Below are 12080 nucleotides of genomic sequence, written 5' to 3' on the forward strand. Positions count from 1 at the left end.
AATGCGACAACTAATTACAGATGCACCGAGAAAGCGGTTTGAGCTCATTGACAGCCCTGCAATTTCATGCAAGAGCGAAAGACAGTGAACCGATACATATTGCAAGTTGCGGGCCCATTATTCGCAAACCCTTCTAATCCGGCAAGCGCAGCGTTATGTCTTATTTTTCCGCGGGGCATTGGAGGCTCTAAAACGGCGCACCGCGTTTCCCTTCGCCCCGGTTTGGCGCGGGCGGTTACACATTGGCCTGTGGCGGGTAACAGCGGGAAAGGTCTGACGGTGCAGATCGATAATTATTGGTTGGGGTGTTGCGGCTTCCTACAGGTGAATACTGCGGTGTCTGACAGATCGCCTTCGCGAGCAGGCTCGCTCCCACATTTGAAATGCGCCCGTTTCCTTGTGGGAGCGAGCCTGCTCGCGAAGAGGCCAGCCCGATCGACACAAATCCACCAGACACAAAAAAGCCCCGCCCGGCATCACCGGACAGGGCTCCTATGTTTCTAACGTTTAAGCAACATTCATGGTCTTGTGCGTATCAATCAAATGCTGCACCACACCCGGATCCGCCAGGGTCGAGATGTCGCCCAAGCCATCGTATTCCGCCGTGGCAATCTTGCGCAGGATGCGGCGCATGATCTTGCCCGAACGGGTCTTCGGCAGCCCCGGTGCCCACTGGATCACGTCCGGCGAAGCGATCGGGCCGATCTCCTTGCGCACCCAGTTCTTCAGCTCCAGGCGCAACTGCTCGGTCGGCTCCTCGCCATTCTTCAAGGTCACGTAGACATAGATGCCCTGCCCCTTGATGTCATGCGGCACACCCACCACCGCAGCTTCGGCCACCTTCGGATGCGCGACCATCGCGCTTTCGATCTCGGCGGTGCCCATGCGGTGGCCGGAGACGTTGAGCACGTCGTCCACGCGCCCGGTGATCCAGTAGTAACCATCGGCATCGCGACGCGCGCCGTCACCGGTGAAGTACATGCCACGGAAGGTCTTGAAGTAGGTATCGACGAAACGATCGTGATCGCCGTACAACGTACGCGCCTGACCCGGCCACGAATCGAGAATCACCAGATTGCCCTCGGCCTCGCCCTCGATGATGTTGCCGAGGTTGTCGACCAGCGCCGGCACCACACCGAAGAACGGACGCGCCGCCGAACCCGGCTTCAGCGCGTGAGCACCCGGCAACGGGCTCATCATGTTGCCGCCGGTTTCGGTCTGCCACCAGGTATCGACGATCGGGCAACGCGACTTGCCGACATTCTTGTAGTACCAGTCCCAGGCTTCCGGGTTGATCGGCTCACCGACCGAACCGAGCAGACGCAGGCTGCTGCCATCGGCGCCTTCCACGGCAGCCTGACCCGAGGCCATCATCGCGCGGATCGCGGTCGGCGCGGTGTAGAGGATGTTGACCTTGTGCTTGTCGATGATCTTCGCCACCCGGGTGATGTCCGGGTAGTTCGGCACACCTTCAAACAGCACGGTGGTCGCGCCGTTGGCCAGCGGGCCGTAGACGATGTAACTGTGGCCGGTGACCCAGCCGACGTCGGCGGTGCACCAGTAGATTTCGCCTGGACGATAGTCGAACACGCGCTCGTGGGTCATCGCCGCATACAGCAGATAACCGCCGGTGGTGTGCTGCACGCCCTTCGGCTTGCCGGTGGAGCCGGAGGTATAAAGGATGAACAACGCTTCTTCGGCGCCCATCTCTTTCGGCGCGCAAACGGTGCCCGCGACTTTCATCAGGTCTTCGTACCAGATGTCGCGATGCTGGTTCCACTTGATGTCGCCACCGGTGCGCTTGCAGACGATGACTTTCTGGATGCTGCTGGTTTCCGGGTTGGTCAGCGCGTCATCGACGTTGGCCTTGAGGGAAATCTTCTTGCCGGCACGGATGCCTTCGTCAGCGGTGATCACCACTTTCGAGCGGCAGTCGATGATGCGACCGGCCAAGGCTTCCGGCGAGAAACCGCCGAACACCACCGAGTGAATCGCGCCGATCCGGGTGCAGGCCAACATGGCGACCACGGCTTCGGGAATCATCGGCATGTAAATGGTCACCACGTCGCCACGGTGCACGTCTTGGCCACGCAGGGCGTTGGCCAGTTTGCACACTTGCTCGTGCAGTTCGCGGTAGGTGATGTTGCGGCTTTCGGAAGGATCGTCGCCTTCCCAGATGATCGCGACTTGATCGCCGCGCTCGGCCAGATGACGGTCGAGGCAGTTATAGGAAACGTTCAAGGTGCCGTCGGCAAACCACTTGATGTCGACATGGTGATCGTCGAACGACGTCTGCTTCACCGTGGTGAAAGGCTTGATCCAGTCCAGACGCTTGGCTTGCTCGCGCCAGAAGCCGTCAGGGTTGACGACCGACTGCTGGTACATGGCTTTGTAGGTCGCCTCGTCAGTCAGCGTGTTTGCCAGAACCTCGGGACGAACGGGATACAGAGAAGCCGCACTCATCTTTCCTACCTCGGTGTAATAGTTGTTTTTGTATGACCCCGTTGTAGCCGGGTGGGGCCCATAGAACCATTCGACGATGGTTGTAGGAGCTGCCGCAGGCTGCGATCTTTTGATCTTCAAAGCAAGATCAAAAGATCGCAGCCTCGTTGCACTCGACAGCTCCTACAGGGCCCGCACGAGGGATTGTTACCAAATATGCCAAAAGTGTTTATCAAAACCCGCTCTGTTTACCCCGGCCCCACCGCCCTAAAATTCACCTCGCCAACAAGGCAACCGCGATTAACAACGTTACAGCCCCCACGAAGGCCGTTAATCCAGCTCTCCAAGTAACGCATCAAATACTCAAGCTGCACACGCAACCCTAAAAAGGTTGCGTGACCCCACTCGACCTCAAAAAGGTGAATTAGAAATGAAAGCTTTATTGGTTCTGGCCCTCAGCAGTCTGTGCGCAACCGCCATGGCAGACGAGGTCCCGACTGATGTCGCACAGCAACAACCGGTCATCGAGGAATACACTTACTCCACACATCTGGACATCGCCAAAGTTGTATCGATGAGCGACGTTCCGAATGTCTGCGAAGTTGTACCGGCAAAAATGGAATACGACGACTCCAAAGGCCAACGCCACATCCTGCGCTACAGCATCATGGGCAACGGCTGCACGAACTGAATCAGACTGCACCGAATCGGATCGCTCAGCGCTACATTGAGGGTCGATTCCAGCCCGGCTTCGGTCGGGCTCAGTTGTGTCTGGAGCCGTGAAAAACGCTTGCAAAACACTAGATATAGTGAAAAACCCGCTTTTCTGGCTATTTTTTAAACAAAAAACCACCTGCCAAAAAATTAACGAAAAAAAATCTGCTCGGGCCAATTCCGCGCAAAGCCCTGTAATCCCTCGGTCGGACCGAAATCCACCCCCTCCTCGGCCTCGCCATGAGCCGATTCGCCGCACCACGCCGGTAAAAATTTCCCTATAATGCCGCCCTATACGGGTCAGCAATATTCCCTTACAGGGAGCAAAAGCCATTCTGAAGCCCCGCAACAGTGCCAGACGCTGATTGCGCCCATCAGAGGCTCTCGGGACCCGTCAAAATTTCTGTTTATTTGCCTGCGTGCAGCGCTGCAAAAAACGACATCCAACGCGGCTTGTTTGGCCGTGTGAAAAACCAACCCATCAGGTTTCACACGGGCACAAGCCCTCACGCAGGAGACGACACGTCATGCTGAGCTGGGACGAATTCGATAAAGAAGACAGTGAAGTCGCAACCGTGAAAGGCGCCAATGCCGGCCACGCAAGCGAAGCCAACATGGACCGCCTCGACAACGCCGGCGGCGCCGCCGCGCTGGAAGCCCGCGCCGTCACCGCCGACGACTCGGCCGCCGTGGCCCGCGCCAAGGCTGCACTGAACTCCCTCGACGTCGCCGAAGGCCTCGCCGAACTCGAAGGCGCCTCCGCTCGTGTCGCCGTTGACGAAAAGCGCATGATCAACTGCCGCGCCGACCTCAACCAACTCGTGCCATTCAAGTACGACTGGGCCTGGCAGAAGTATCTGGACGGTTGCGCAAACCACTGGATGCCGCAAGAAGTCAACATGACCGCCGACATCGCCCTCTGGAAAAACCCGGAAGGCCTGACCGACGACGAGCGCCGCATCGTCATGCGCAACCTCGGCTTCTTCTCCACCGCCGACTCCCTGGTTGCCAACAACCTGGTCCTGGCCGTGTACCGCCTGATCACCAACCCGGAATGCCGCCAGTACATCCTGCGCCAGGCGTTCGAAGAAGCGATCCACACCCACGCTTACCAGTACTGCATCGAATCGCTGGCCATGGATGAAGGCGAAATCTTCAACATGTACCACGAGATCCCATCGGTCGCGAAAAAAGCCGCCTGGGGCCTGAAGTACACCCGTTCGATCTCCGATCCGAAGTTCGAAACCGGCACCCCGGACACCGACAAAGAGTTGCTGCGCAACCTGATCGCCTACTACTGCGTTCTGGAAGGCATCTTCTTCTACTGCGGCTTCACCCAAATCCTCTCCATGGGCCGCCGCAACAAAATGACCGGCGTCGCCGAGCAGTTCCAATACATCCTGCGCGACGAATCCATGCACCTGAACTTCGGCATCGACGTGATCAACCAGATCAAAATCGAAAACCCACACCTGTGGGATGCCGAAATGAAGGAAGAAGCGACCCAGATGATTCTGCAAGGCACGCAGCTGGAGATCGAATACGCCCGTGACACCATGCCTCGCGGCGTACTGGGCATGAACGCGGCGATGATGGAGGACTACCTGAAGTTCATCGCTAACCGTCGTTTGTCGCAGATTGGTTTGAAAGAAGAGTACCCAGGGACGACTAACCCGTTCCCTTGGATGAGCGAGATTATGGACTTGAAGAAAGAGAAGAATTTCTTTGAGACGCGGGTTATTGAGTATCAGACTGGTGGGGCGTTGAGCTGGGATTGATGGCAATATGACCCCATGCTATAAAAGCTAACCTTACTTTTTGTCGGGAAAGCTAAAAAGCCCCGCAAACGCGGGGCTTTTTTATTGGAGAACGATATGGGCATCGAAAAAAAAGACCCCGCTCCACAGTTCAAATATAAAAAGCATATGTCTGTAGGCGCTATGAGCGCAGAGGACGACCATCGCTTTCTGCAAGACTGCTTTCTCGATACCGGTGACTTTGAAGTCTTAACAGAGATTCACAATCCTAGATGCATTGCTCTTGGGAGAACTGGTGCCGGCAAAAGTGCCTTATTGGAAAAAATAAAACAAAAAGAAGAGCATGTAATAGAACTTCTTCCAGAAGAGCTATCTATCAGCTATATATCCAATTCAAACATACTTACATTCTTTGAAAGCTTAGGAGTAAACCTCGACTTATTCTACCAACTCCTATGGCGACACGTTTTATCCGTAGAGTTAATAAAAAACAAATTTAAAATCACCAACGAAAACTCTAACAGAACGTTTTTAGCACGCCTTTCTGAAATTTTCAGAAGAGACCAAAAGAAAGAAAAAGCCATCAACTACCTCCGTCAATGGGGAGATAAATTTTGGCTTGAAACAGACACAAGAATCAGAGAGCTAACAACCAAGCTGGAGAATGAACTTAAAGGAGATATAGATCTAAACGCACTCGGAATCCCAATCAACGCCTCAGGAGCAGAAAAACTGACGAGAGAGTCAAAACAAGAAATATGCAGTCGCGCCCAGGCCGTTGTAAACAAAGTACAAGTCCAAGACCTTAATAACGTCATAAACTTATTAGCTCAAGATATATTTAACGACACCCAACAAAAATTTTTCATCATCATCGACAAGCTAGATGATAACTGGGTCGAAGACGAGATGCGTTACCGACTTATTCGGGCCTTGATAGAAACAATAAAGACTTTCAGGAAAGTAAGTCCTGTTAAAATCATTGTCGCACTCAGACTTGATTTGCTTGGCCGAGTATTTGACCGAACAAGAGATGCCGGTTTCCAAGAAGAAAAATATGAGGATATGTTTTTACGGATAAAATGGAACAAAGAACAAATAGAGGAAATGTTAGACAAGCGCACGAGCCTTATGATTCGACAAGCATATACCCAAGACCGAGTAAAATCCGAGGACATACTCCCACCTCATGTGGGTAGCGAAAGATCATTAGACTTCATGCTTGATAGAACGCTAATGCGACCTCGAGATGCGATTTTGTTCATGAATGAATGTTTGGAACAAGCACAAGGCCATCCAAAAATAACTGCAAAAATGATACGAGACGCTGAAATAACTTATTCGAAGAAGAGATTCAACTCGTTATGCCATGAATGGTTTGGTGACTTCCCTCTCTTAGGAAGCTATTGCGAGATACTTAAAAAAAGAAAAGATGGATTCAAACATTCAGAAATCACCAGAGAACAAATTGAAGAAATTGCAATTGAATTAGCCATTAATGAAAAATCCCCGAAAGATCCAATGGCGCTACTTGCGCGATCACTTGTCCAAGACAACACTATATCTAGATCTACCTTCCTGAATCAACTGTTGCGCAACCTCTACAAAGTGGGAATAGTCGGCGTAAAAAGAGATAGTTACTCATCTACTATATGGAGCCAAGATAACGATCCTGAAATTTCAGAAAGCGAAGTAAAAAGATCATCTTTTTTTTACGTGCATCCAATGCTGTGGCGATACTTGGGGGTTAACGGTGAAGACTCAAGAAAAAAGCCTTACAGCCCTCGCCCGAATCAATAAAAGCTGCTTGAGACAATTAATTTGATTAACAACATACATGATTGGAATGACCTAGAACTAGAAGCGTCCATAGATGCTTATCTAAAAATGCTTGATTTTGAAAAAACGTCCACACCATACAGTAAAGCAAACTTCAACCGAGAGTTAAGAGAGGGCGCACTGTCAGCCAGAACCAAGGCGTCGATAGAGTTTCGCATGCAGTGTATATCAAACGCCTTAGATTCAATCGAACACCCTCGAATCTCTGGATACTTACCGGCAAAAAACCTCGGTAAAAACTTACAGACCCGTTTAGAAACCATCCTTAAAAACAGGCTAACATCGTTACCGAACGACAACCACCAGATAGCCAGATCAGCAATTAAAGAGATACTAACAAAACACTTCAATACACCAATAGAAGAAATAGAAAATATTATAAAAACCACATTATATGCACTGGAAAACACAGACTACAAAGCGATCATAAAACATATAGCAACCACTGACAGAGCTGATATTGTTAACATCGCGGAATCCCTCAACGACTTTGGACTGAACGAAGTCTCTAGACTTATCAAAAACGCAAAATCTCGCCTTACTTTTCTCGATCACCTGGAGTCACTCGCACTAAATCCAAGAACACTTGAAAAAGAAATGCATACCGCGATAGAAAACAACCTATGGATACTAGGCTCGACATACTCCCTATTCAGCTCAAATATCACACTAAAGCGCCAAATAGAGAACCATCTTGAAAAATCTTTTACAGGCACAAATGGTTCTTCTCGACCAGATGTATTATTACATGAAAATATGTATGGTGACTATTTGTTAATCGAGCTTAAAAGACCTTCACACCCCATAAATCACTCTGACTACATTCAAGCAGCGAGCTACCGACACGCATTAAAACAAAATATAAATAAAAAAATTGAAATACTAATAATAGGCGGAAAAAAATCATCGAATTACCCAACGGAAAATAACGAACCCAATATTCAAGCGAGATCTTTTGACGAGATAATTTCTACCGCCAGGTATCAGATTCACTGGCAACTAAAAACAGACCGTTAATCTTACAACCCCTAACTCCAAGCATCAAACCAGCATCATCAACAGATGATTACTTCTACAAGTTTTGAATAAAAGCCCTATCTTTCAAAAAAACCATTTTACAGATATTATTTTATACAGGCGCCTAAGAAACGCCTACCGTAGAGAGCTTTGCCAATTACAATACACGCTATCGCCTTTGAAGGTTCATGCGTCAATTATGTCGTTGCACTGCTTGTTGGGATTTCTTATGTGTAATCTATGTTGGGTCAGGCCTGCCAAAATCTAGCGAAGAGGTAATGGATATACCTGAACAACCAAAGCTTCACCCAACCCAGAATCATGGCGCAGTAATTTCTGATACTCTGCCTGTAACCGTCTTTTCCCGCCACCATCTCGCTCTTCACGCCTTCCTATTGGAAGATCAGCCCTGGTTCTGTGCCCGCGATACTGGTCGATTGATGGGTATCCATTTGAGTGAGCGCGTGGTCAACAAACTAGATTAAGATCAGCGTCGCGTTTTGTGGATTGAGTATTTCCAGCAACCCGACAAGCAACTGATGATAAGCGAATCAGTTGTATACGCATTATTGGTGTATCACTATGTTCCGGGGAATCAATTGTTGCGTGAGTGGCTGACTCATCAGGTGGTGCCGACATTGCACGATGCTGAACCTTCGGGACATTTAAATCGACCGATGCTGAGTTTATTAGATTGGCCAGAGATGTCTCTGAGTCTGTTACATTGGCAAAACGAAGGTTGGATTCGACTGCGAGACATGCCCTATCTGTTGAGCGATCAAATATCGCAAAAAGCTACCGCGACGAAACCTTGGTGAAGGAGGTTCGCTTAGGCGTTTCAGTCGTCGAAGCATTCAATGGGGTAAGCGATACGCTTGTAGGATCACATGCGAGATCCGTCGCTATTTTTTGTAGGAATTTTCGTAGACAACAGTAATGGCCACTCAGTATCGTCCGAGGGTTTTCAACCCTCGGCGATTTTATGGATACGGAAAAGGAAAATAGTGGCTGGACGGATGAGGAGCTTGAAGCTTCGGTTGATGGCTATCTCGATATTCAGGCCCGCTACGCAAATGATCAAAAATTTAATAAGTCCTCGGAGCACAGGCGTCTGCAGAGCGGCGTACTCGCCGGGCGAAACACCAAGTCGATCGACTATCGACTGCAGAACATTACCGCTCTGTTCGAAGATCTTGGGCTGAAAACGATCTCTAGCTACAAACCAAAGGTGAATCTCGGTTCAGGGATTACTGCGCGCCTGATCAAAATCTTAGAATCGAAAGGTCTTATTACGCTGGATTCCGGTACACCTTCCACGCAAGAAGAATCATCACTTCGAAATGTACAACGAGCGAAACATCGTGATTTTGTGAGTGGGCCAGAGGGTGCGCAGATACCCCAGCAAATCGTCAGGACAATCAAAACCTATGCCCGCATATCCCAAGTCAAAGATTGGATTCTGTTCAACGCCAAGGGTGTCTGTGAGGGATGTGGACAAACAGGTCCTTTTGAAATGAATGGAGAACCTTACCTTGAGGTTCACCACGTTAAGCATTTGTCGGACAACGGGACGGACTTGAAGAGCAACACCGTAGCGCTGTGCCCAAACTGTCATCGACGCTGCCACCATTCTGACGACAGAGAGGCTTTCACTGCTTTGCTGTATGACAACGTAGGAAGACTCGAAAAGGAATAATCGCGGTTTATCTGACCAACCGTATTTGCTGTTCTTGGGGCAGCTCCGCAGCCCAGCGGGAGCACGCTCCCTCTCCACAGGGTGATGCGTAACCTGCAATGGCGGTGTGAGTATTGAAATCTGGTTGATGCTAGGAGTCGCCAGCACGCTACCTCCCACAAATCTCGCATCATCCTGAAAACAATCAGTGCAACCCGCGCCACCTCCCGCTATTAATACCCCTCCCCCACTCAAGGATCCGAGCCCCACCATGAAATTCGATCTCGCCTACTGCCTCAGCCTCGACGACAAGTTGTCGATCTATGACGTTCGCGATCTCAATTTCGATGAAACTGTGGCGTTTGACTCGGCGAAGGAACACTTCCAGTGCCCCAACGATGCCTGTCGTGCGGCGTTCGAGGCTTCCAACGAGTTGGGTACGTTCAACGCGAAGAATGTGAATTACGTGCGCACGCCGCACTTCAAGAATCTGCCCACGACGCAGCATGTGGCGGGTTGTCCGTATGTGAGTTTGAAGGCGTCGGCTTCTGGCGTTGAGACGGCGGATGGCGAGGTGGATGACGGGCGTGAGGAACACTTCCCATCGGAGTTGTTACTGACCCGGCGTGAGTATGTGCGCAAGCCTGTCGCGCCAGCGGGGGCGGCGGATGTGTTGCGCGATGATCCGGTGCGGGCGGCGGCGGGCAGTGGTAAAGACTCGGTGGGTCGTGAGTCGGCGCCGGATAAGACCAGTGTGTTTGCGCATCCGGTGGAGTGTTTTGTTTCCAACTTCGCCGACAAGGATTTGCTCAAGCGCATGCCGTTGAAGATTGGCGAGCATACGGCGCCGTACAGTTCGTTCTTCAAGAAGATCGAGTATCTGACGGACAACAAGGGGCTGATTTACTGGGGGCGGATCAAGAAGATCGAGGACTTCCACAGCGCCAGTTTTCGTATCGATTTCGAGGACAAGGTCTGGTTCAAGAAACCTGAAGACAGCAAGAAGAAGCCGTATCCGGTCAGTGTTTATCTGAACAAGAAGCTGATTGACAACTACCGCAAGCGCAAGGCGTTTCTGGAAGAGATCAAGCACGCGGTAGATAGCGACAAGGCGTTGTTCTGTTTCTTTTATGGGGTGACGCCGGAGTTGAAGCAGGTGCCCGGCAAGAAGAACCCCGAAAAGCCTTTCGAGGTCTTCAATGCCAATATCGAGAACCTGGATCACTTCATTATTCGTGACGCGCCGGGGTTGGAGTGACGCTCAGTTGATGCGTGCCCCTTCTTCAAACGCTCGAATCTCCCGCTCCGCCTCCCTGCGTCGTTCAAGTGCAGCCTGAACGCCCAGATCTTCCACTCCGCAATACTGGCGCAGCCAATGAGCGAGCATTTCTTCATCAGGGCGAAAGTAATCTTTTCGGTCCTTGGTGTTTCGCATTTGCGAATTCATCCGCGCATCGAAACCGATAGCTGCACGTTCGCCTTGGGGCAAACAGCCCCACTCTGCCGCGCAATCCTCGAAAAACCAGGCGATTTGTTCGATGTGCTTTTGTGCGCTGCGATGGCCACGGCGATAAAAACGATACTCGCGACTCAGCTCGAGACGATCGGTCATTGTCCCCGCATCAACCCATTGCATGAGGTCATGATTGATTGCATCGCGGATCAGACCTTCGCGCCAACGCTCGTTAAACCACGCTACAAACCCTTCGGCGTCGGCCTTTTTGGCATCAGCCAGGATCACGCAATAGCGGGTTTTGATGTGCAGGACCAACAACACATGTTTGCGCTGCACAGTGATCGCATGAACCAACCACTGTTCGTCCGCGCCGTTCAGCTCATCATCCTCAATAACCGATGACGGCGGTTTGGTGTCCACCGGCGTGATCGTTTTGCCTTTATGGACACGGCTGAAAAACTTGCTGGCGGCTTCGGTGCAATTGAAGATCAACATCGTGGTTCTCTGCTGAAGACTGGAGGGCAACGCCCGACGCCGATTCTGATTTCTTTCGCCAGCGTCAATCAACGATTCATTTGAGCGACATGCTCAGCAGCACCACGATGAGCAAACCAATATAGATCCAGGCATGCACCCGATCCGGTATTCGCCCTATCCACCGCGCAGCCAATCTGATCCCCAGCAACGAACCAACCGTCAGCAGCGCAAACGCCAGCACATCGACATACCCGATATACCAAACGCCCAAATCAGACTCAGTGAACCCGGCCAGCGCCATGTACGTCAGTGTGCCGGCCAGCGCCACTGGCACGCTGAGCGGATTGGCCATGGAGGTCGCTTTCGACATGCTCAGCCCGCAGCGGCGCAGCAGCGGAACGGTCATGACGCTTCCTCCTACGCCGAGAAACGTCGCGATGGCGCCGATGCCTACGCCGCCGGCGGATGTTTCCGTCGTGGTCAGTCGCCGTGGTAATGTGGTTTGGGACTGTGTGAGAAATCCTCGGCGCAGCAGGCAATCGACGATGGTCACGCCCAGATAGCCGATGAAGGCGTAGCGGATCACTTGGCCACTGACCCACATCTCAACGATGGCGCCGACGACCGCGCCCACGCCGATAAACCCGCCCAATCAGACTGTGTGAAAACCTAGCAATCTGCGCAGCGCTCAAAGAAAATGCTC

At 51.4% G+C, this 12080-nt stretch carries 8 protein-coding genes and 2 pseudogenes; 7 read left to right on the top strand and 3 right to left on the bottom strand.

Features of this window, described 5'->3' with window-relative positions; translation table 11 throughout:
* Positions 1-507: 507 nt before the first annotated feature.
* Positions 508-2463, bottom strand: coding sequence for an acetate--CoA ligase (gene acs / locus D8U60_RS00340; protein WP_016773581.1), 1956 nt, complete (start codon positions 2461-2463; stop codon positions 508-510).
* A 409-nt stretch (positions 2464-2872) separates the two neighbouring features.
* Here acs and D8U60_RS00345 point away from each other — a divergent pair, with 409 nt between their 5' ends.
* From D8U60_RS00345 to D8U60_RS00375, 7 genes and pseudogenes are all read left to right on the top strand, one after another.
* Positions 2873-3133: a DUF2790 domain-containing protein gene (locus D8U60_RS00345; protein ID WP_024014021.1), complete on the top strand. Its 261-nt coding sequence runs from the start codon at positions 2873-2875 to the stop codon at positions 3131-3133.
* Positions 3134-3683: 550 nt separating this feature from the next.
* Positions 3684-4934, top strand: a complete 1251-nt coding sequence (locus tag D8U60_RS00350) for a ribonucleotide-diphosphate reductase subunit beta (protein ID WP_039757978.1) — start codon at positions 3684-3686, stop codon at positions 4932-4934.
* A gap of 96 nt (positions 4935-5030) precedes the next feature.
* On the top strand, positions 5031-6713 hold the full coding sequence (locus D8U60_RS00355) for a DNA repair ATPase (protein ID WP_130899205.1): 1683 nt from the start codon (positions 5031-5033) through the stop codon (positions 6711-6713).
* A 21-nt stretch (positions 6714-6734) separates the two neighbouring features.
* Positions 6735-7769 (top strand): hypothetical protein, encoded by a 1035-nt coding sequence (locus D8U60_RS00360; RefSeq protein ID WP_130899206.1) that lies wholly within the window; start codon positions 6735-6737, stop codon positions 7767-7769.
* 332 nt (positions 7770-8101) lie between these two features.
* A pseudogene (locus D8U60_RS00365) lies at positions 8102-8587 on the top strand (Bro-N domain-containing protein).
* Positions 8588-8751: 164 nt separating this feature from the next.
* Positions 8752-9465 carry an HNH endonuclease gene (locus D8U60_RS00370; RefSeq protein WP_130899207.1) on the top strand — a complete coding sequence of 238 codons (714 nt, stop codon included), beginning with the start codon at positions 8752-8754 and terminating at the stop codon, positions 9463-9465.
* Positions 9466-9715: 250 nt separating this feature from the next.
* Entirely contained in the window at positions 9716-10702 is a 987-nt protein-coding gene (locus D8U60_RS00375; protein ID WP_130899208.1) for a hypothetical protein, read from the top strand.
* A 3-nt stretch (positions 10703-10705) separates the two neighbouring features.
* On the opposite strand, the gene D8U60_RS00380 is transcribed toward D8U60_RS00375, so the two are convergent.
* Both D8U60_RS00380 and D8U60_RS00385 read right to left on the bottom strand, forming a co-directional pair.
* Positions 10706-11395, bottom strand: a complete 690-nt coding sequence (locus D8U60_RS00380) for a hypothetical protein (protein ID WP_130899209.1) — start codon at positions 11393-11395, stop codon at positions 10706-10708.
* 76 nt (positions 11396-11471) lie between these two features.
* A pseudogene (locus tag D8U60_RS00385) lies at positions 11472-12029 on the bottom strand (sulfite exporter TauE/SafE family protein); the annotation flags it as partial.
* Positions 12030-12080 lie beyond the last annotated feature (51 nt).

Source organism: Pseudomonas sp. Sample_11, from assembly GCF_004307505.1.
GTDB lineage: Bacteria > Pseudomonadota > Gammaproteobacteria > Pseudomonadales > Pseudomonadaceae > Aquipseudomonas > Aquipseudomonas atacamensis.